Origin of the sequence: Stenotrophomonas sp., assembly GCF_032061965.1 — a bacterium.
In the GTDB taxonomy this organism is placed as follows: domain Bacteria; phylum Pseudomonadota; class Gammaproteobacteria; order Xanthomonadales; family Xanthomonadaceae; genus Stenotrophomonas.
In genome coordinates, this window is record NZ_DAMBEF010000005.1 from 126950 (window position 1) to 149108 (window position 22159).

A 22159-nucleotide genomic window follows, 5' to 3' on the forward strand; every position below is an offset into this window, starting at 1 on the left:
CCGATGTGGATGCCGGCAACGTCATCAACACCGCTGCGATCACCACAACCACGCCGGGGGCCTGCGCCACCGCGGCTGACTGTGCGCCGACGGTGACCACGCCGGTGACGCAGACGCCGAAGCTGACCTCGACCAAGGTGGTGACCTCGACCGGTCCGTACACCGTGGGCAGTGCAATCACCTACAGCGTGAGCGCAACCAACGCCGGCAATGTGACCCTGGCCGATGTGGTGGTGAGCGACAGCAAGCTGAGCCCGTCCAGCACCACCTGTGCCAGCCTGGCCCCGGGTGCGGTGTGCACCCTGACCGGCAGCTACACCGTCGTGCAGACCGATGTGGATGCCGGCAACGTCATCAACACCGCTGCGATCACCACAACCACGCCGGGTGCGTGTGCGGTGGCCGCTGACTGTGCGCCGACGGTGACCACGCCGATCACGCAGACGCCGAAGCTGAGCATCGACAAGACCGCCGACAAGGCGACGTATGCGGCCGTTGGTGAAGTGATCACCTACAGCTATCTGGTAAGCAACACTGGCAACGTCACCATCGATGCCATTTCGGTGGCCGATGACAAGATCGCCAGCGTCAGCTGCCCGGTGGCTACCCTGATCGCGGGCGCCAGCACCACCTGCACGGCCACCTACACGATCACCCAGGCCGATATGGACGCGGGCAAGGTGACCAACGTGGCAACGGCCAACGGCACCCCGACCGGTGGCACGCTGACGCCGCCTACGGATACGGTGACGGTGACTGCCCAGCCGACCCCGATTGTCGCCAACGACGACACCATGGCGCCGGTCAGCGGCAGCACCGGCGGCAATACGCCGACCGTGCTGGTCAATGACACGCTCAACGGCACGCCGGTCACCACCGGTACCGTGGACCTGCACAGCACCGGCACCAGCAGCACCGGTACCGCCCTGGGCCTGACCACGCCGCCGACCGCTGGCAGCATCACCATGAACCCGGATGGCACGCTGACCATCGCCCCGGGTACCACGGCGGGCACGTACACCTATACGTACGAGATCTGCGAGAAGCTCAACACCAGCAACTGCGACACCGCCGTGGCAACCGTCGTGGTGGGTGCATCGCCGATCGTTGCCAACAACGACTCGGCAACCACGCCGCAGAACACACCGGTGACGGTGTCGGTGCTGGGCAACGACACGCTGGATGGTGTGCCGGCCGACCCGGCCAAGGTAACCGTTACCCAGGTCAATCCGCCGGCCAACGGTAGTGTAGTGATCAATACCGATGGCACCGTGACCTACACGCCGAATACCGGCTTCGCAGGCACGGATACGTTCACCTACCAGATCTGCGAGAACCTCAACCCGACCAACTGTGCGACGGCGACGGTGACCATCACCGTGCTGCCCAACACCATCGAAGCCATTGACGACAGCGGCACCACCGAGCAGAACACGCCGGTGACCACGCCGGTGACCGGCAACGACACCACCACCGGTACTCGCCTGGATCCAGGTGCGTTGACCATCGTCACCCCGCCGGCACATGGCAGCACCGTGGTGAACACCGATGGCAGCGTGACGTATACGCCGAACCCGAACTTCTCGGGCACGGATACGTACGTCTATCAGATCTGCGATGTGTCCAAGCCGACGGCCAGCTGCGATACGGCGACGGTGACCATCATCGTCACCCCGAACCGCATCGAGGCCATCGACGACAGCGCGACTACGCCTATTGGTACGCCGGTCACGCTGGATGTCATCGGTAACGACACCACCGTCAAGGTTCCCTTGGATCCGTCCTCGGTTACCGTCGTGACGCAACCGTCCAATGGCACGGTGGTGTGCACCGCAGGCAGCTGCGTGTACACGCCGAACCCGGGTTACGTGGGCAACGACAGCTTCGTGTACCGCGTCTGTGACGTGTCGGTGCCGACCCCGGTATGTGACACCGCCACCGCCACCATCAAGGTCGAAGGTGACACCCAGGTGCGCGTGACCAAGCAGGCCAGCCCGCGTGACGTGAAGGTCGGTGACCTGGTGCGTTACACCGTCACCATGGAAAACGTGGGTGAGTCCGACGTGGTCGATGGCACCCTGGTCGACACGCCGCCGCCGGGCTTCACCCTGGTGACCGGCTCGCTGGAAGTGGCTGATCGTGATGGTGCCGGCCGCTTGGCGGGCAGCTATCCGATCCGCGTGGACCAGCTGGACATCGCCAAGGGCGACCGTGCCACCGTTACCTATCTGCTGCGTGTCGGGGCAGGGGTGCGTGGCGGTACCCATACCAACTCGGCTGAAGTCCACGACAACGGCCAGCGCATCTCCAACGTGGCTACCGCCACGGTGCAGATGGTGTCCGACCCGATGATGGATGAATCCACCATCTTGGGCAGCGTGTTCGATGATCGCGATGGTGATGGTTGGCAGGACAACGCCGACATGTCGGATATCCGTGTGCAGGGCGGCTTCGATGCCGGTGCCTACGTGGCCAACTCGACCACGGTTGATCGCGGTAATGGCCCGCAGCCGGAAGCTGATGCCAGCTCGCCGATGCTGCATGGCATTGCCATCGGCGGCATTGGTGGCCGTCAGTCGGATGCAGATCCGGCCAGCGCCCGCCAGGTCGTGGTGAGCCAGCTGCTGCGTTCGCCAACCTTCACCGGTGATTTTGTGCTGACCACCAAGCAAGGCGTCACCCTGCGCATGGATGCTGCTGGCAACACCACGGTCAAGGCTGAAGGTGGCGATGCCGCCAAGGGTCTGAGCGCGGCACTGCCGAGCGTGCAGCGCAAGGTCAGCCCGGCCGATGGTGGCTACCGCGTTGACTACGTCATCGCCAATGAAGGCGTGGATGAGCGTGGTATCCCGGGCGTGCGTATCGCATCGGTGGAAGGCCTGCTGGTCGAAACCGACCAGTTCGGTCGCTACAACCTGATTGGTGTTGAAGGTGGACGCGATGATCGCGGCCGCAACTTCATCCTGAAGGTGGACCCGGCAACCTTGCCGCCGGGTAGCGTGTTCACCACCAAGAACCCGCTGGTACGCCGTATCACCCCGGGGCTGCCGGTACGCTTTGACTTCGGTGTCAAGCTGCCGCCCGGCCTGGTGGAGGGCCAGTCCATCGAGAAGGTGGAGATGGAGCTGGGCGAAGTGATGTTCGCCCCGGCCAGCGCTGAAGTGCGTAGCCAGTACCTGCCGGCCGTGGAGAAGATGGCCGAGCAGGTGCGCAATCACGGCGGCGGTGAAGTGGTGATCGGTGCCCACGGAGAGGACGAGCTGCTGGCGTTCGACCGTGCGGTAGCGGTGCGCAAGGCGCTGGTGGCGGCATTGCCGGCCGATATCGCTGCGCGTACCCAGGTCAGCCTGCGTACCAACACCATCGATGAGCAGACCACCGTGGTGGGCTTGCTGTCGTGGCCGGTGCTGGGCAACGCCTTGTTCGATACCGACAAGGCCACCATCAAGCCCGAGTACGACGCACTGCTGGCCCGCATCGCCAATTACCTGGTGGAAATGGACAGCCGCATCATCAAGATCGTCGGCCATGCCGACCGCCGCGCATCGGATGCCTACAACGACGCACTGGGGATGCGTCGTGCCAAGGCCGTCTACGACGCGATCACCGCGCATCTGCCGGCGTCGCAGCGCGACAGCATCAGAGTTGAGACCGTCCCTGGCGAGCCCACCGCCTCATCTGGGCAGGCTGCCAAGGAGATCACGCCATGAAAATGAAACTATTGGATTACGCGTTGCTGTGTGCGTTGTCGGGCATGGCTGCCTCGGCGCAGGCGCAGGCGGTGAGTACGTCGCCGGCTGCCGCCGGGCAAGAGGCTGCATCGTGCACCGACGCTGGCTGTGACAGCGACGACGGCATGCTGTTCAAGCTGATCACCCGGGGCGAAAAGGAAACAGTGGTGCCGCAGGCCGATGCCACGTCGTCGGTACAGCTGGCGCCGGACCGTCGTGTGTCTGTTGAGGCGGAGAAGATCCAGAGCGACTGGAAACGCGATCTGCAGCCGGGGCAGGCCATCGCCATTGGCAAGTGGTCGCTGCAGCTGCCCAATGGCGGCGTGATCTGGGCAACGGAAGATCCCAACCTGGGGCAGCCGTCGTTCAGCCTGTCGGCACCGTCGCTGGTGCCCTTCGATGGCAGTCGTGTCACCAAGCCGGTGCAGTTCTATGCGTACAACAACTATTCGGCGTTCATGCAACGCGCCGAGGTGTTGGTGTATCGCGCCAGCGACACCGATCTGGTGGATCCGGTCGCGGTGATCCCGCTGCCGGTGGCCGCGTCGACCACGTTGGAATGGGATGGCAGCCTGCCGTCGGGCTACAAGCCCAAGGTCGGTGACGAACTGGTCTACATCGCCCGCGCCTACGGGGCCGATGGCGCTTTCGATGAAACCTATCCCAGCCGCCTGCAGTTGGTGCGTCCGGAGGAAGCCGAACGCGGTGCGCAGCTGCTGCGCAACTCGGTGGAGAAGAGCAAGGGCACCGCCTTCAATACCGATGATGCGGAACTGCAGAGCCTGGTGGACCAGAGCTTTGGCCGCGACAGCCTGCGCCAGCAGAACATCGCCATCTATGGCTCGCGCATCCGCATTCAGGGGCGCAACCTGCCCGAGCGCGCCAGCGTAAAGATCAACGGCCAGATGCAGCCGGTGGATATGGAAAGCAAACTGGTTGCCGAGTACCTGGTGCCGGTGGGTGAGCACAAGTTCGACATCGACATCGCCGCAGGCAAGGATGCGCCGGCGATCCGCGACCAGTTGGACGTGGATGTCACCGGCCGCTACATGTTTGCCGTGGCCCTGGCCGACTTCACTCTGTCCGGTGGCAGCGTGTCCGGCTCACTGGAGCCGCTGGGCAACGATGACCGCTACGAGAAAGACCTGGTGGTCGATGGCCGCCTGGCGTTCTATCTGAAGGGCAAGGTCAAGGGAAAGTACCTGGTGACAGCGCAGGCAGATACCCAGGAGCATGAAGTCAACGAGATGTTCAAGGGTTTCTGGGATGCAGACCCGCAGGACATCTTCCGCCGCCTGGACCCGGACCAGTACTATCCGGTCTACGGTGACGACTCCACCACCTACCGTGATGTGGACACGCAGGGTCGCCTGTACGTGCGCGTGGACTGGGACAAGAGCCAGGCGCTGTGGGGCAACTTCAATACCGGCATCACCGGTACCGAAAATGGCCAGTACTCGCGTTCGCTCTACGGCGGTGCGTTGAGCTGGCGCAGCCGTGGCACCAACCCGTGGGGCGATGCGACCTCCGAGGTTCGCGCATTCGGTTCCGAAGCGCAGAGTGCGCCGGGCCACAGCGAGTTCCTGGGCACCGGCGGCAGCCTTTACTACCTGCGCCACAACGACATCCTGCCGGGTTCGGAAAAAGTCGCCATCGAAATCCGCGACGCCACCACCGGTCGTGTCGAGAAGCGCGTTGAGCTGCAATCCGGCGCTGACTACCAGATCGATGAATTCCAGGGCCGTTTGATCCTGTCCGACGCACTGTCCATCGTCACCCGCGATGGCTTGCCGCGTCTGTCGCGCGATACCCCGCTGGACGGCTACACCCAGGTGCTGCTGGTCGACTACGAGTACCTGCCGACCGGCTTCAACCCGGATGAGGTCACCGCAGGCGTGCGTGGCAAGCATTGGTTTGGCGATCACGTCGGCGTTGGTGTCACCTATGTGGATGAGAACCGCGCAGGCGACGACTACACCCTGGCAGCGGCAGACCTCACCCTGCAGGCCGGTCGCGGCACCTACCTGAAGGTGGAGCAGGCGCGTACCGAAAGCACCAGCGCACCGGTGTTCTACTCGGAGAACGGCGGCCTCACCTTCGATCAGCTCAACTCCGGGCTGGGTGCGCGCCGCGAGGGCGATGCGACCTCGGTCGAAGCGCGGGCCAACTTCAAGGAACTGGGCTGGACCCAACTGGACTGGTCGGCCGGCGCGTGGATGCGCCGGGTGGATTCGGGCTACTCCATTGCCCGCTACGACACCGGCGAAGAAGTGCGCGAGCACGGCGCCGAGTTCCGCGGCCAGCTGTCGCCGGACTTCGATATCTACGGCCGTTACAGCCGCGCAGAACGCGGTGCCGAGTACCTGGAACAAAGCCAGCTGACCGGCGAATGGCGCATCAACGAGGACAATACGCTCAGCGCCGAGCTGCGCCGTGTCGACGAAAGCAGCTTGACCAGCCAGGGTATCGGCACGTTGGGGGCGTTGCAGTACAAGCACCGCTTCGGCACCAGCTTCGACATGTACGGCACGGCGCAGGCCACGCTGGATGATGACGGTGGCAAGTACCGCGACAACGACGCGATCACGGTGGGCGGTAATTACCAGTTCGGTAATCTGTCCAGCGTCGGCGCGGAGGTTACCAGCGGCGACCGCGGTGATGCCGCGCAGGTCAACGCCGAGTACCGCTTGACCTCCGACCACTCCATCTACGGCAACTACACCTTCACCAATGCCACCAGCAGCGACTATGACTCGCTGTTCAATCCGGTGCAGCGTGATGGTTGGACGCTGGGCCAGCGCTGGCGCCTGTCCAACCAGGTCAACGTGTTCAATGAAAGCCAGTACCTGAAGGCGCGCAACGAAACCGGCCTGGCGCACACCTTTGGCATGGATTTCTATCCTGGCGTGGGTTGGACGTTGGGCTTCCAGCTGCAGGATGCGGAGCTCGATCGTGGCACCGGCAACATCAACCGTCGCGCGGTGAGCGTCAACGGCGGCCGTACCTCGGCCGACACCCAGTGGAGCAGCAAGATCGAATGGCGTCAGGACAGCGGTGCCGAACGTCGCGAGCAGTGGGTCACCACCAACAACCTGACCCACAAGTTCAACGACAGCTTCCGCATCGCTGCCCGCTTCAACTACTCTGATACCGACGATGAGCTGGATCCGCTGGCCGGTGCGCGCTTCATCGAAGGCAATGTCGGCTTTGCGTATCGTCCTTTCAACAGTACGCGTTGGGGTCTGTTGGGCCGCTATACCTATCTGTATGACGTCTCCACCTTGGCCCAGGACACCAGCAGCGCGTATTACGACCAGCGCAGCCAGGTGTTGTCGTTCGAAGGTGTTTACCGCCCGCTCAACAATTGGGAGTTCGCGCTCAAGGCCGCACGCCGCGAAGGCGAGGTGCGCATGGGTCGCATGACCGGTGCCTGGGCTGACTCGGCGGCAACGCTGCTGGCCGCACAGGTGCGCTACGGCATCACCACCGACTGGCATGCGCTGGCCGAGTACCGCAGCTTGATCGTCAAGCAGGGCGGCCGCAGGCAGGGCGCGTTGGTGGGCATTGATCGTGACATCGGCAAGAACTTCCGCGTGGGTGTCGGCTACAACTTCACCGACTTCAGCGACAAGCTCACCGATTTCGATTACGACCACCGCGGATGGTTCTTGAACGTCGTGGGAAGTTATTGATTGGCTATGGCGATGAGAATGGCTGCGAATCAGGGGTGCAGTTTGGATACTGGATTGGCACGGAATGTTGGTGGACGGGCGCGTTCGCTACTGGGTCGGGCGGTGTTGCCACTGGCTATCGTCACGGTGGCATTGCTGCCATTGTCGGGCTCGGCAGCGGAAACCACGACGGGTTTGTGGACCTTGCCCAGTGGTGCAACAGATTCCTCCAAGTCCCTTGGCACTACGCTGCCTTCGGGTTTGGGAGTGCGTGTCGATCTTTCGGGGGGCGCTGACACGGTGATCTTCCAACCGCAGGGTACCGGGCAAGGTCTTGCAGACACGTCGGGGACGGCGGCGATGTATTACCCAGCGTCGATGCCCCTCGGCAGTGGTGCGGTAGGCATCAGTACCAACCCCAATTTCCTGACCACTCGTTGCGCATTGAATGCGCAGACGCAAAGCGGCTCCTTGCGTCCATGTGGTCGCCTGACCATCACATTTGCGCATCCGGTCAGAAATCCGAGGTTCCACGTCGCCGGGCTCGGCGGTGGTAGTCCAGTCCCGGGATACAAGGTCAGCGCAGGTCACAACCTGGTGACCGTTGGGCATGTGTTCAACACCACAGCGCCAGCGGCGGCGCGCGTCAACATGAGCGTTGGCACGGCATCGTTCCAGCGGTCGAGCGCGGCGGGTGCCGGCGCGAGTTGTTCAGGAGAGAATCCAACAGCGGTCTGCGGTTCAGCGGCAACGACGCTGACGGCCGCGGTCATTCCGGTGGATATCGGCGTCTACTACGATGGGGGCACAACCGCCTCGCAGGCAAGCAACGATGGCTATCGCATGCGGTGGAGCGTGGACAACGATTTCGGCGATGCCCCGGCCAGCTACGACCAAGGGCGGCCTGCCTCCCATGTGCTTAGTGACCTTGCCCTTGGTACGGGTGGGTTGGTGACGCCGGAGTTCGCTGAAACCATCATCAGCGTAAACGGCCAGGCCAGCCCCTATTCCGCAGCGAGCGGGGCAGTCGGGGATGCGGACAACGCGTTCTCGGCGGCATTGCCGACCGCCGCAGGCGGAACCAGTTATTCGATCACAGTACCGGTATCGAACGTCAGCAAATTGGCTCGACTTTGCGGCTACATGGATTTCAACAGAGACCAGGATTTCGCCGATGCGGGTGAGATGGCGTGCACAACGGTCGCCGCTGGCGCCACAAGCGCTCCGTTGACCTGGTCAGTACCTGTCAACGTGTCTGCCGGTGCCAGCTACATGCGGCTGCGTCTGGGATATACGGCGGCTCAGGTGCAAAGCCCGGTCGGTGCTGCAGACAGCGGCGAGGTGGAGGACTATGCCGTGACTTTGGTGGCGGCGCCGCCACCGTTTGCCGCCTGTCCGACCGGCGCTTTCGTTACCAGCAAGGTCGGTGGAGTCGGTGCGACGGGTCTGTATACGATGGATATCGCAACCGGCAACATGACGCTGCTCGGGACCAATACGACGATTGCCGAGGTCAATGGTGCGGGCTTCCGTCAGGCAGATGGATATCTTTGGGCCTGGGGCAACCCTTCGGCACAGCGGCGTCTGGTGCGCATCGGAGCAGGTGGAGCAGCAGATGTCCCGTTTGCAACGCAACCGGTCTTTGCTGCTGGGCTGGTGACCTCCGCGCCCGCGCTGGATGCCACGACGCAGGTCTACAACGCAGATGTGCAGCCCAACACGGGTTATTACGTGGCGTCGGTCAACAACTACCTGTACTTCATGGACGTCTCGACCAATACCGTGGTCAAGGTAGTGCAGCCCTCACCGGCGGATGGTTTGTCCGATACCACGGACATGGCTTTCCATCCGAATGATGGCTATCTCTACTCGGTGGTGAAGACATCCCGCAAGGTAATCCGTATCGATCCCAATACCGGCTCAATCACTCCGTTGAACGTAACCCTGCCTGCGGGAAACTCGGGCGGCTGGGGAGCGATCTTCTTTGACAGCCAGGGCACGATGTATGCCTACAACTCCAGCATCGGTACTACCGGCGCTGTGGATCGAATTTTCAATGTTGGGGCCGGGGATACCGGTACCTTGCTGACGGACCGGTTGAGCAGTACCGCGCCGACTTCTTCCAACCTGGATGGTGCGCGTTGCTCGGCGGCGCCGGCTCCGGCCGTGCCGCCCGCAATCGTGTTGCGCAAGACCACGACAGGCAGTGTGGGCGGTGCATTTGGTTTCAGCTTGACCAATACCAAGGTCGCCAGTGGCACGGTCACCACGACCGTCGCCGGAACGCCGGTGCAGGTTGAGGGTGATGCGGATACGACCAATGGGCTGAGCCCGTTCCAGGTAACCACCACGGGCCAGCCGGTGGTCATCACCGAGTCGACGCTGCCTGCTGGGTGGAAACTGACAGCTGCCAGCTGCAAGAACAGCGCGGGGACTGCCGTAGGTAGCCTCAGCGGTGCAGCCTACACCCTTCCTTCTACCGCGAACGGCGAACTGTACGAGTGCGATTTCACCAATGCACAGATGCAGGCTGACCTGTCGATAAGCAAGACCAACAATGCGACCAGTGTGGTGAAGGGCGGGACCGCCCAATACACAATCGTGGTCAAGAATGCTGGGCCGGATGCGGCCGATGGCAGCGTCATCCAGGACTCGATTCCGAGCACGCTTACCTGTACCGGTCCGGTTACCTGCACCAGTTCTGCCACCGCAGGCAATTGCCCGGTCGCCATTACCGTGGCGGGGTTGAATGCCGGGATTGTGTTGACGCCGCTGCCCAATGGCGACACCTGGACGATAAAAATGAACTGCTCCGTCAACTGAGGTGGTTTGAGGCGCCCCGGAATGGCTACGTATTTCACAACTTAAATACGCACCCTGTCACATAATCTCCTGGTCGCGAAGGAATGTACGTGGCGCCAGAATCGCTCTTGGGGAGTGTTGTTTTGGGGACTGGCTCTTGCATGTGAAGCGTTTCGCAGAAGCATGCAAGAGTCAGGTTTTTCACGTTGAAAGCTATTGCCTGGGTCACGCGACGAGCATGCGCTCCTGGCCAGGTCTGACATTCAATGTCGCCGCGCAGGCCGATCACGGTATCTGCATGGGATCAGCCTGTGGTCCCGTACCCGCCGAAGCTGGCGCTGGTTGATGATTTGGTTGTCCGAGTCGGGAGCAGCAGAGCTGCAGCATTTGGGTGCGCAGTGGGTGGCTTCCAAGCTCGTTATGCGGCTGCAACAGCCTACGTAGGCGAACAGGTCCAACCCGAAGGATCGCCAGGCGCCGTGCGGTAAAGGCTTGCGATTGGGGGCTGCACCCAACGCGGCTCTTCTTTGGATCGCAATCGTGATCATCGTCTCGGACTGCGATCCGGGACTCGGCTACTACTCGTCGAGGGAGTCGCTGTGCGTCGTGGCAAGACGCGGCGGGGGAACACCGATGGCCTTCTTGATAGTGCCATTCACATCAAATGGTCAGGGACAGGTTGCAGGGATTTGCAGGGGGGAGCATGCCCGACAGGACAAAGGCCATGGACAACAGGTTGAAGAAGTTGGCGGCAGCGTTACTTGCCTTGTCCTTCAGTGGACCTGCGCTGGCTCAATCAACATGGAAGACATTGATCAACGAGACGTTCGGCGTACAGGGGGTTACAACCAACGCGGGAGCCACAGCGGGCTGTGGCGCCAGCGGCAGAGCCAACATAAGCCAATCACCGGCGGCCGAGTTGATCCCGGGCAGCACGACCTATACAGCTCAGCTGACCAACGGGCTGAGTGATGGTTCCTATGCTGTTACCTCAAACAGCGATAGCGCGGATGATTTCTGCAACGGTTACGACAACCAGTGGCAGCATGGCTTGGATCACACGACTGGTGATACCAACGGCTACATGGCCCTGTTCAATGCCAATCCTGGAAAGGGCGGCGAACTGAATGGAAGCTACTACGAGTTCAGTACCAGTACCGCCGACGTTCCCGGCGCGACTTATCGCATATCGTACTGGGCGGCAAACATTCTTCGTTACAACGCCGCTCCCCTAGGCAACTACAAAACCGGCGCGCTGGATAACAACGGGTTTTATGAGGGGTATATCAACCTGCGCGTTCGCAGTGGCAGCAAAAGCACTGGCACCTTGTACGGCGAGGATCCAGTGCAGCAGGTGGTCTACACAAGGCCTGCGACATGTGGGACGTCCGGAGGTGCCTGTGCGAACTACCCGGCAAACGGAACCTATGCCGTGCCAGGGTTCCTGCCCAGGACCACAACCTCGAGCAACAGCACCATCCCGTGGCAGTCACGTGGCTTTACCTTCAAGCTTGGTTCGACCTACGCCGCCTCAGCTCTCTACTTCAATTGGTATAACTCGTCCAACGAAGAACCGCGGGGTACGGTTACCAGCAACGGCAACGACATCGCCATCGACGACATCAAGATCGAGATGGCTACGGCCACTATTTCGGGCGTGGTCTTCATTGATCAGAACGAGAATGGGCAGCGCGACGGTGCTGAGGTGGTGTTCAGCACACCTATCTGGGTGGCATCCGTCAGCGCTGTCGGCAAGATTATCGATTGGGCCTTGGTCAACCCAGGAACGGGTGCGTATACGGTGCAGGCGGTTGCCTGGTCGACCGATGACATCGGTCAGAAGCTGGTGCTGATGAACGCACAACCGGTGGTTGGTGCCATCGTCAGTGGCGGCGCAGCACCGAATGCTTCCATCCCCGCCGGTTGGACCGTGGTCAGCGAAGCCCCGAATCCCTCTTTCGGCGACAAGGGCAGCAAGATGGATGACGGCGTTGAAAACCTGACCAGCGCCCCGAATGCGACCCATCCCAATTTCAATTTCGGTCTGCGTCGGATGCCTACAGTCAGTGTGCAGAAGGTGACCGAGAACACTGCAGGCGGCCCTTTCGTTTTCACTGCTACCAACCTGAGTGGTGCGTTCGCCAATATCACCACAACAGCGGCCAATATCGCGCAGCCGCTCGCTCCGGTAGCCATAGCCGCATCCGTGGCAAACACCGCGGTCACCGTGTCCGAGGCAGCGCCAGCGACCTGGGCGCAGAAGAGCGTGATCTGCACTGACAGCAATGCCTCAGTCAGCGGAAACACCAATCCAGTGGTGCCCTTGACCGGTGGCAGTGGGCAATTGACCCTTCCTGCGGCGGTGATGCGGGAAGACGCTGTCATCAATTGCGTTTTCACCAATCTTGTCCCGCCCACACCATTCGCGACCTGCCCCACCGAGGCATTCGTAACCCGCGATACCGCGCTATACGCGTTGAATCTTCAATCGGGCGTGCCTGCCAGCCTGGGTTCGAGTCCGGTCCTGCAAGCCGGCGGAGGTACAGTCAATGGTATTGGCTTCGGCACCAACGGCTACATCTGGGGCTGGTACAACGGCGTTGGTCCGGATCGCCAGCTGGCCAGGATCGGGCAAAACGGCCGGGCGGATCTGCCTTACGGGGTGGCACCGGCGGGGTTGGCCGGGGTTGCCTTTTACGCGGGTGACATCGATCCCGTGACCGGATTTCTGGTGTTGTCGTCAGGAGGCGCACTCTACGTGGTCAACGTTGCGACCAATACCCTGGTCGCGGGCCCGATCTCTGTGTCGCTCAGTCAGAGCACGGATATCGCGTTCGACAAACCAGGGCAGAACCCTGGTGGAGTGCGCTATCTGTATTCGGTGGAAAACAACACGGGCAAGGTTTTCCGCAGGACATGGAACGGTAGCAGCCTTGGTAGCGAGGAAACCCTAGCGATGCTGCCCATGCAACCGGGTAGCGGCGGCTGGGGAGCGGTGTTCCTGGATGACGCCGGCAGCGTGTATGCGTATCGGTCTGGAACGGTGGGTGGGGTGGAGACCGCACGCGGTATGGTCTATCGGGTGTTCAAAACGGCATCCAACACCTGGGCCTACGATCTGCTGACGGACAACGCCGACTCATCAGTCAACCTCGATGGTGCACGCTGCCCGGCGGCGGCATCACCGGTGCCTCCGGCATTGCTACTGCGCAAGACGACCGTTGATGGCGTCGGCGGAGCCTTCAATTACACGCTGACGAATGCGTCCGACAGCAGTGCCGCGGTAACGACCGTGTCCCCGAACGTTGCCACGGTGGTGGATGGTGATGCCTCGATTGCGGGTGAACAGGCCTTCTCGGTGCTTACTGGGGGGCAGGATGTCACCATTACCGAAGCCTCTGCTGCGTCACTGGGATGGGTACTGAGAAGTGCCAGTTGCAAATCGGCCGGTGGCGCGGAGGTGGGTGTGCTGGCCGGGTCGACTTATACGATCGCGGCAGCGGCGGTAGTGAATGGTGCGATCATCGAGTGTGACTTCGTCAACGAGAAGAACGTTGCCGATCTTTACATCACCAAGACCAACGCTGCGGCAACGGTAGTTTCGGGTGTTGCCTTTACCTATACGATCGAAATCGGCAACAAAGGACCGCAATCGGCCGATGGTGCAGTAGTTCATGATCCGGCCGTGAGCGGAATGAGCTGTGTCAATCCGGTGCAATGCGCTGCCACCAACACCGGTTGCCCCGCCGTGGATGTGGCGGCTTTGCAGGCGGGTCTGGCTATCCCGAGCTTTCCGAAAGATAGCAAGTTGATTTTCACTCTGAGCTGCACCGTGAACTGAGTGGAGTTTGGTTGCTCGGCATGAGCGTGTCCCCGGTAGCCGGCCGGGGACGATTCTGTTTACTGCCAAGCTGAGAGCGACAGCTTCAGCTCCGCAGCAAAGCCCTTGGCCGACTGCAGTGGTATTGCGAAGACATTGGGAGCCTGCTGCGCAATGCCGATGGCCTTGTTGCGGGCACCATCGAGCTCGGCCTCGTTCTTGGGGCCACCGGCCCACTGGTCGTCACTCCAGACATAGCGCAGGCGCCAACCTCCGGCGTCATCGGGTTTGGCGAAAACGACCAGCGTGTTGCGGAACAGGAACTCACCGGGGATGTGGCTTTTCAGGAACAGCGCACCGTCCACTTCATAACCGGCATTGCTGACCGCCAGGTCGATCGAGAAGGCGATCTCGCTACCGGCCATGATCTTGCTGCTGTCCAGGAATACCGAGAACAGCACGGTGGAGCGTTTGTCCTTGAGCAGGTTGCCCTGCGCATCGAAGATGTCGCCATATTCGCGACGGATCGCGCACTGGTTGGCCTGGGTACGTGAGGTGAGTTCATAGGTATAAGCGCCGCGTGGTGCCACCGTGGCCTCGATGTAGTATGAAGACTCGATTTTCTTGCCGCGCTTTCGCGCCGCCTCGATTTCCGGCGGGAAAGGCAGCGCACTGATGTCCAGCTGCGCGGTGGCACAGGTATCGCCAAACAGGAACCGCACCAGGTTCTGGTAGCCCTCCTCGGAATTGACGATGCCGAAATAGCCGCTGTGGCTGCGGTTGACGAAGGCACGTGGCGAGCCCTCCACATAGGCGTTGGCGATCCGCACCAGGCCATCGCTGAGCGCGCCTACAGCGAACGATGACAGCCCATGCGCGGCGGCGTAGTCGCGGCTGTTCGTCCCGATCAGACAGAACAGCCGCTCCGGCGGGAAGCCCGAGCTGCCCAGAGTATTGACCTTGTCCTTGGGCACCTTCAGGTACTTGCCCATGTTGGTCCGGTTGAAGTTGTTCAGATCGTTGATCGACAGCAGGTTGGGCAGGTTGATGCCGCCTACTTCAATGCCGTTGTGTGGCGTGGCATAGGTGAAGGCCTTGTCCACCATTGACCGTACCTCGGCGCTGGCTACGTCTGGGTTCTGCAGCAGGCAGCGACAGATCAAACCGCCCATCGAGTGCGCTACCAGGTAGACGCGGAACTCCTTGCGCATGGCTGCGTTGTTGCCACAGATGCTGTCGCGCAGCTGTTCGATGCGCTTGCCCAGTGCGGTGGCGGCGTCGATGATCGATGGCGTCTTGCCGTCGCCGAAGGCCGGGTCCGCGGGATCGTAGTAGCGGTGGATGACGATGCAGCGTGGCGAGATGCGGTCGCGCCGTTCGGCGCCAAACTCGTAGACGTCGCGGTAGTCATAGTCCTTCATCAAGCGCACCAGCGGCGACTCGAACACGAATTTGACGATGCTGCCGTCCTGCGCCTGGCGCATCTTGGTGGAGCCGGCCTCGAAGCCCATGAACGGGGTGGAGGTGGTCTCCACGATTTCGTCGCGTGTCATGGCATAACCGCGCACGTAGATGATCGGGAAGTAGGGGCGTTGGACGCGTTCCATGGGCCGTTCTCTGCGAGGTTTAGCGGTGATGGTGAACGGGTTTTGGGGATTTGTCCTGAATCTGGCGCGTTGCGTGTGGTCCTTCTTCAATCTTCCCCTTGGCTGTGCCAAAAGCATGGGGCGCAGCTTGGCCCTCGCCTGCGTCTTGTGCGGGGGAGGGCTGGGTAGGGGGTAAGCCCTGCCATTTTGTCCCCAGCAACCTAGCCCTCACCCCCAACCTGACCGCGATCCAATTGCCGATAGCCAATCGCCTCGGTCAGATGTGTGCGCAGGATGGCAACATGTCCGTCGAGATCGGCAATCGTCCGCGCCACCCGCAGGATCCGGTGCATCGACCGTGCCGACAGTTGCAGCCGTTCCATCGCCTGTTCGAGCAGATCGTTGTCGATTGCACTGAGTGTGCAATCACGAAGTGTTTCCGATTGCCCGAGGTGGGCATTGGCCTTGCCTGCACGTTGCAGTTGGCGCGCGCGTGCCTGTTTGACGCGTTCGCGTACAGCGTCGCTGCTTTCGCCGGCATTGCCGTCGCCGCGTAGCTCGCGCGGCGGCAGGCGGGCCACCTGCAGGTGCAGGTCGATGCGGTCCAGCAAGGGGCCGGAAATACGGGCGCGGTAGCGGCGCACGGCGTCGGCCGAACAGTGGCAGCGACCACTGCTGTCACCGGCCCAGCCGCAGGGGCAGGGGTTCATGGCCGCGACCAGCTGGAAGCGTGCCGGGAATTCGATGCTGCGAGCGGCACGTGAGACCGTGACCGTGCCGGATTCCAGTGGCTCGCGCAGCACTTCCAACGCATGGCGATTCCATTCGGGCAATTCATCGAGAAACAGGACACCGTTGTGGGCGAGGGAAATCTCGCCCGGCCGCGGATGCGAGCCGCCGCCGACCAAGGCCACCGCGCTGGCGGTGTGATGCGGGGCGCGGTAGGGGCGCTGCCGCCAGCGTGCCGGGTCCACACCGCGGCCGCTGAGCGAGGCAATGGCGGCCGTTTCCAATGCTTCTGCTTCACTGGCCTCGGGCAGTATGCCGGGCAGGCGTGAGGCAAGCAGGGTTTTGCCACAGCCTGGTGACCCGAGCAGCAACAGGTGATGGGCGCCAGCGGCGGCAATCTCCAGGGCGCGACGGGCTTGTTGTTGTCCGCGTACGTCGGACAGGTCAGCCGGTTGCAGCGGCAAGGCGGTCGGCATCTGCGCGGCGGGCAAATGCTTGTCGCCTGCCAGCGCGGCGCAGACCTCAAGCAGCGTGCGCGCGACGCGCACATCGGCATGTTGGGCGAGCGCGGCTTCATCCGCATTGCCGGGCGCGATGATCAGGGTCCGCTGCGCCTGCGCGGCGGCGATGGCGGCAGGCAGGGCGCCGTCGACTGCACGCAGTTCGCCGGTCAGGGCGAGTTCGCCGATGAATTCATGGTTGGCCAGCGCGTTGCGATCGATCTGACCGCTGGCGGCGAGGATGCCCAGCGCGATCGGCAGGTCAAAGCGGCCGCCTTCCTTGGGCAGATCCGCCGGTGCCAGATTGATGGTGATGCGGCGTGCCGGGTAATCGAACTGGGCGCAGAGGATGGCGGCGCGGACGCGATCGCGTGATTCACGCACCGCTGCTTCGGGCAGGCCCACGATCTGGGTCGAGGGCAGGCCGCCGGACAGGTGTACTTCCACCTGCACCGGCGGCGCGTGCACGCCAGCGCGGGCGCGGCTGTGCACCAGTGCCAGGCTCACGGCCCGGCGCTCAGGCGTTCTTGTCGGAGACGCGGTTTTCCAGGGCGACGACGGCTTGTTCCAGCGCGTCGAGCTTTTCACGGGTGCGCAGCAATACGGCGCGCTGCACCTCGAATTCTTCGCGGGTGACCAGGTCCAGCTTGCTCAGGCCGGCCTGCAGCGCGGTCTTGAAGGTGGCCTGCAGTTCTTCGCGTGATTCACGCAGGCCCGGCGGCACCAGGTCGCTCAGGCGGCGGGCCAGCGCATCGATGTGGTTGAGGTCGATCATGGGGTTTCTCCGCAGGGTTGGGCCTAGCGTGGAAGCTGGCCGCCGGTGGCGGGCATCGGTATCCGTTTTGACTGAAGGTAAGGATAGTCCGGAAGCTGGCGGGTGGCACCCCATCGTCTCGGGGTATGCTTCAGCCATCACTCAAGGAGCCGACCAATGAAGATGATCATGGCCATCGTCAAGCCGTTCAAACTGGACGACGTGCGCGAGGCGCTGGCTGAGCGCGGCGTGGCCGGCATCACCGTCACCGAGGTCAAGGGCTTTGGCCGCCAGAAGGGCCACACCGAGCTGTATCGCGGTGCCGAATACGTGGTGGATTTCCTGCCCAAGGTGAAGATCGAGGTGGCAGTGACCGATGCGCAGGCTGACGACGTGGTGGAAGCCATCGTCAAGGCAGCCGGCACCGGCAAGATCGGTGACGGCAAGGTCTTCGTTTGCGACCTGGGTAGCGTGGTGCGGATCCGCACCGGCGAAGTGGATGCCGATGCGCTTTGAGATTTGAGGTTTTGAGGCTTTAGAGCTTTAAAGCACCCCTCCCCAGCCCTCCCCTCCGCCTTCGGCGCAAGGGAGGGAGCGGAGCCTGGCTTCTGCCCCCTCCCTTGGCGCAGCCAGGGGAGGGTTGGGGAGGGGTAGGCTCAGCCCTTGATCCGCCGGTAAAGCCGCTTCCACGCATTACGTACCGCCTGCACCCAGCCGGGTTCGGCCAGCATCGCGGCCTGTTCGGCGCTGGGCTTTTGTCCGGTCAGGCGCTGGCGCATCTTCACCAGGTTTTTCATGTCGCTGCGGCGTAGCTGGCGGAAGATTGGCCAGTTGCGCAGCCAGCGCGGCGCGCGCAGTGCAGAGGTGAAGTCCAGCAGCACCGGCACGCCGGCGCTGACCACCACATTGGTGCCATGCAGGTCGTTGTGGGTGATGCCGGCTGCATGCAGGCGCGCCAGGGCGTTCTGCAACTGGTCGAAGACTTCCTGGCTGACGCCCTGTACGCCGGCGCTCAGGGTGTCACCGGGGATGAACTCCATGCCCAGCGCCAAGCCCCCCAAGGAGCCCAGCAAGGCCGGCGCATGCTTCCAGCCCTGCAGGCGCTGAAGCACCTTGGCCTCGCGCCGGACCAACAGGCGTGCTACCGGCGATAGCGGCGTGCCGCGGTAGCGGCGGTAGTCCTTGACCACAGCCGGGCGTCCGTCCAATTCGGTGCGGTAGACATCCGGCTCCAGCAGGCGTTCGCCACGCTTGAGCAATTGATTGTCGGGAACAACAGCGTGTTCGCCGTCGAAGCTGGGCAATGTGTTCATGAAAACCTTCCTGACGCGGGCAACGGCGCGGAAAGCGTCTTGCAAAGCCGGTCTTGCTGCCCGAGCGGGCGGGGTATGGAAGGAATTATAAAACTGAACAGTCCACGAATTGCTGAATGTAAAAAAAATGTAGGAAAGATGTGACGGAAATGATTGTTGCGTTTTCACACCTGTCGCCCGAAGGCACCCTGTGCACCGTTTCCTGGAAACGAAAAACCCCGCGCCAATGCCTGGCGCGGGGTCGTGTTCACAACCCTGGCAGGGGGCTTATTCGCCCAGTGCCTTGGCCACGAACGGCGGGCTGACCAGCACGCCGGTGTGCAGCGGCGCGGTGTAGTACAAGGTGTCGAAGGGCTTGGCGGCCGAATCGGCCTCGCGGAAGCCGAAACCGAAACCGGCCTGCTTGCTGGCCACGGTCACCGACCACCAGCCGGTCGGGTAGCATGGCTGCGGGAAGGGCAGGGTCTTGAACGACTGGAAGCCGGCCTTGCCCATTTCCGCGCGCATGTCCTTGATCAGGTCCAGCAGGGCCAGCGGCGACTCGCTCTGCTGCACCAGCAGGCCGTCGTCCTTCAGGGCGCGGAAGCAGCTTTCGAAGAACGCCTTGTTGAACAGGCCTTCGGCCGGGCCAACCGGATCGGTGGAATCCACGATCACCACGTCCACGCTGCCCGGGGCGCAGTTGGCCATATAGGCCACGCCATCGTCGAACAGCAGCTCGGCGCGCACGTCGCCGTTGGATTCGCACAGCTCCGGGAAGTACTTCTCGGCCATGCGCGTGACCTGCTCGTCGATATCGCACTGGGTGGCGCTTTCCACGCCCGGGTGCTTGAGCACCTCGCGCAGGGTGCCGCAGTCACCGCCGCCGATGATCACCACGCGCTTGGGCGCCGGATGGGTGAACAGCACCGGGTGGCTGATCATCTCGTGGTAGAAGAAGTTGTCCTTCGTGGTCAGCATCATGGCGCCATCGATGACCATCAACTTGCCCCAGTCGGTGCTGTCGTAGATCTCGATCTTCTGGAACGGCGACTGCACCTCGTCCAGCTTGCCGGTGATGCGGAAACCAATAGCCGAACCGGTCGGCTGGAAGTGTTCGATGAACCAGTTTTCGTTGGAGGTCATGATGATTCCTGGGTGCTGGGGCTTTCCTTCTCCCCTCGGGAGAAGGTGGCCCGGAGGGGCGGATGAGGGTAAGGGCGAAGCCTGTCACAGTCAGGTTTCACGCTTGCCCTCACCCCCGACCCCTCTCCCGGGGGAGAGGGGCGGTAGTGAGGGCGCGGATTGTAACGGACCCTTGTCCCGCTAGCGTTAGAATGCGCGTCCTTATTTATCCACAGCTGAGAGTTGCTACGCCGATGAGCGATTGGTCCCTCGAACAGGCCCGCAAGACCTATTCGATCCCGCACTGGTCCGACGGGTATTTCGACGTCGATGCCGCAGGCCACGTGGTGGTCCGCCCTGCCGGTGCCCAAGGGGCAGCGGTATCGCTGCCGCAGATCGTCGATTCGGCACGCGCCGCCGGCGCCAAGCTGCCCTTGCTGGTGCGCTTTCCGGACATCCTCGGCCAGCGCCTGGGCAAACTGCAGGCAGCCTTCGCCCAGGCCCAGTCCGACTGGGACTACCCGGGCGGCTATACGGCCGTGTACCCGATCAAGGTGAACCAGCATCGCGGCGTCGCCGGCACCCTGGCCAGCCACCACGGCGAGGGCTTTGGCCTGGAAGCCGGCTCCAAACCTGAGTTGATGGCAGTGCTGGCGCTGAGCCGGCCGGGCGGGCTGATCGTCTGCAACGGCTACAAGGACCGCGAATACATCCGCCTGGCACTGATCGGCCGCAAGCTCGGCCTGCAGACCTACATCGTCATCGAGAAGCCGTCGGAGCTGGCACTGGTGCTGGAGGAATCCAAGGCACTGGACGTCAAGCCGGGCATCGGCGTGCGCATGCGCCTGGCCTCGCTGGGCGCTGGCAAGTGGCAGAACAGCGGTGGCGACAAGGCCAAGTTCGGCCTGTCGCCGCGCCAGCTGCTGGACCTATGGAAGAGCCTGCGCGACACCGAATACGCCGATTGCCTGAACCTGCTGCATTTCCACATGGGCAGCCAGATCAGCAATGTGCGCGACATCGCCAACGGCATGCGCGAAGCCACCCGGTACTTCGTCGAGTTGTCGCGGCTGGGTGCCAAGATCAGTCACGTTGACGTGGGCGGCGGCCTGGGTATCGATTACGAAGGCACCCGTTCGCGCAGCTACTGCTCGATCAATTACGGCCTCAATTCGTATGCCAGCAACATCGTGCAGCCGCTGGCCGAAGCCTGCGAAGAGCACGCGCTGACGCCGCCGCGCATCATCACCGAGTGCGGTCGCGCGATGACCGCGCACCATGCGGTGCTGATCGCCAACGTATCGGAAGTGGAGCAGGCTGCCGAAGGTCGCGTGCCGGAAGCGCATGACGACGAGCCGGCGGCAATCCGCCACCTGCGCGAGATCCACGATGAGCTGGACCAGCGTCCGGCGGTGGAGTTGTTCCAGGAAGCCCAGCATTTCCATGCCGAGGGTTTGAGCGCCTATGCGCTGGGCCAGATCGACCTGCCGCAGCGTGCGCGCATCGATGATCTGTTCTACGCCATTGCCAGCGGCGTGCGTGCGCGCCTGAGCTATGACGAAAAAAGCCACCGTCCGGCACTGGATGAGTTGAACGAGCGCTTGGTCGACAAGTACTTCGTCAACTTCAGCGTGTTCGAGTCGATCCCGGATGCCTGGGCCATCGACCAGGTGTTCCCGATCGTGCCGATCGAGCGACTGAACGAGCGCCCGGAGCGTCGCGGCATCATCGCCGACATGACCTGCGATTCCGATGGCATGGTCAAGACCTACGTCGAGAATGAAAGCCTGGATAGCTCGCTGCCGCTGCACGCGGTGCGCCATGGCGAGAGCTACCGCATCGGCTTCTTCCTGGTCGGTGCCTACCAGGAGATCCTCGGCGACATCCACAACCTGTTCGGCGATACCGACGCGGTGGAAGTGGTGGTCGACGCCGACGGCTACGTGATCACCCAGCAGCGCCGCGGCGACACCACCGACGTGATGCTGGACTACGTGGGTTACAACCTGGCCGACCTGCGCACCGCGTACCGAGAGCGAGTGGCTGCCGCCGACCTGTCGGCAGAACGTGCCGCGGAGCTGGATGCCGCGCTGGAAGCCGGACTGACGGGCTACACCTACCTGTCAGACGAACCGCTGGCCTGACAGTA

General features: G+C 62.8%; 11 protein-coding genes. 6 read left to right on the forward strand and 5 right to left on the reverse strand.

What is annotated here, in order from left to right; all coding sequences use genetic code 11:
• From RT460_RS04305 to RT460_RS04320, 4 genes are all read left to right on the forward strand, one after another.
• Window positions 1–3710: Ig-like domain-containing protein (locus RT460_RS04305; RefSeq protein ID WP_313317367.1), on the forward strand; the 3710-nt coding region annotated here is incomplete at its 5' end.
• Window positions 3707–7423 carry a hypothetical protein gene (locus RT460_RS04310; RefSeq protein WP_313317368.1) on the forward strand — a complete coding sequence of 1239 codons (3717 nt, stop codon included), beginning with the start codon at window positions 3707–3709 and terminating at the stop codon, window positions 7421–7423. The genes RT460_RS04305 and RT460_RS04310, both read left to right, overlap by 4 nt.
• A gap of 246 nt (window positions 7424–7669) precedes the next feature.
• Complete coding sequence (locus tag RT460_RS04315) at window positions 7670–10225, forward strand: GEVED domain-containing protein (protein WP_313317369.1); 2556 nt, start codon at window positions 7670–7672, stop codon at window positions 10223–10225.
• Between the two features lie 703 nt (window positions 10226–10928).
• A complete protein-coding gene (locus tag RT460_RS04320; RefSeq protein WP_313317370.1) occupies window positions 10929–14045 on the forward strand; it encodes a hypothetical protein in 3117 nt (1038 codons plus the stop codon).
• Between the two features lie 59 nt (window positions 14046–14104).
• On the opposite strand, the gene RT460_RS04325 is transcribed toward RT460_RS04320, so the two are convergent.
• The 3 genes from RT460_RS04325 to RT460_RS04335 all read right to left on the reverse strand — a co-directional run bounded on the left by RT460_RS04325 (window position 14105) and on the right by RT460_RS04335 (window position 17614).
• On the reverse strand, window positions 14105–15631 hold the full coding sequence (locus RT460_RS04325; protein WP_313317371.1) for a hypothetical protein: 1527 nt from the start codon (window positions 15629–15631) through the stop codon (window positions 14105–14107).
• Window positions 15632–15831: 200 nt separating this feature from the next.
• Complete coding sequence (locus RT460_RS04330; protein WP_313317372.1) at window positions 15832–17346, reverse strand: YifB family Mg chelatase-like AAA ATPase; 1515 nt, start codon at window positions 17344–17346, stop codon at window positions 15832–15834.
• Between the two features lie 10 nt (window positions 17347–17356).
• Window positions 17357–17614, reverse strand: a complete 258-nt coding sequence (locus RT460_RS04335; RefSeq protein ID WP_313317373.1) for an accessory factor UbiK family protein — start codon at window positions 17612–17614, stop codon at window positions 17357–17359.
• A 156-nt stretch (window positions 17615–17770) separates the two neighbouring features.
• On the opposite strand from RT460_RS04335, the gene RT460_RS04340 reads away from it, so the two are divergent.
• The gene (locus RT460_RS04340; protein ID WP_313317374.1) at window positions 17771–18109 is read left to right on the forward strand and encodes a P-II family nitrogen regulator; all 339 of its coding nucleotides are present in this window, start codon (window positions 17771–17773) and stop codon (window positions 18107–18109) included.
• A 140-nt stretch (window positions 18110–18249) separates the two neighbouring features.
• On the opposite strand, the gene RT460_RS04345 is transcribed toward RT460_RS04340, so the two are convergent.
• Both RT460_RS04345 and speE read right to left on the reverse strand, forming a co-directional pair.
• A complete protein-coding gene (locus RT460_RS04345) occupies window positions 18250–18906 on the reverse strand; it encodes an RIO1 family regulatory kinase/ATPase (RefSeq protein ID WP_313317375.1) in 657 nt (218 codons plus the stop codon).
• 267 nt (window positions 18907–19173) lie between these two features.
• On the reverse strand, window positions 19174–20031 hold the full coding sequence (gene speE, locus RT460_RS04350; protein WP_313317376.1) for a polyamine aminopropyltransferase: 858 nt from the start codon (window positions 20029–20031) through the stop codon (window positions 19174–19176).
• 233 nt (window positions 20032–20264) lie between these two features.
• On the opposite strand from speE, the gene speA reads away from it, so the two are divergent.
• Window positions 20265–22154 (forward strand): arginine decarboxylase, encoded by a 1890-nt coding sequence (speA, locus tag RT460_RS04355; RefSeq protein WP_313317377.1) that lies wholly within the window; start codon window positions 20265–20267, stop codon window positions 22152–22154.
• The last annotated feature ends 5 nt before the right edge of the window (window positions 22155–22159 follow it).

Bases quoted from the DNA above. Each gene is read 5' to 3' on its own strand.
- speE (WP_313317376.1), bottom strand. From the start codon at position 20,031: ATGACCTCCAACGAAAACTGGTTCATCGAACACTTCCAGCCGACCGGT.
- RT460_RS04325 (WP_313317371.1), bottom strand. From the start codon at position 15,631: ATGGAACGCGTCCAACGCCCCTACTTCCCGATCATCTACGTGCGCGGT.
- speA (WP_313317377.1), top strand. From the start codon at position 20,265: ATGAGCGATTGGTCCCTCGAACAGGCCCGCAAGACCTATTCGATCCCG.
- RT460_RS04335 (WP_313317373.1), bottom strand. From the start codon at position 17,614: ATGATCGACCTCAACCACATCGATGCGCTGGCCCGCCGCCTGAGCGAC.
- RT460_RS04340 (WP_313317374.1), top strand. From the start codon at position 17,771: ATGAAGATGATCATGGCCATCGTCAAGCCGTTCAAACTGGACGACGTG.
- RT460_RS04320 (WP_313317370.1), top strand. From the start codon at position 10,929: ATGGACAACAGGTTGAAGAAGTTGGCGGCAGCGTTACTTGCCTTGTCC.
- RT460_RS04310 (WP_313317368.1), top strand. From the start codon at position 3,707: ATGAAAATGAAACTATTGGATTACGCGTTGCTGTGTGCGTTGTCGGGC.
- RT460_RS04345 (WP_313317375.1), bottom strand. From the start codon at position 18,906: ATGAACACATTGCCCAGCTTCGACGGCGAACACGCTGTTGTTCCCGAC.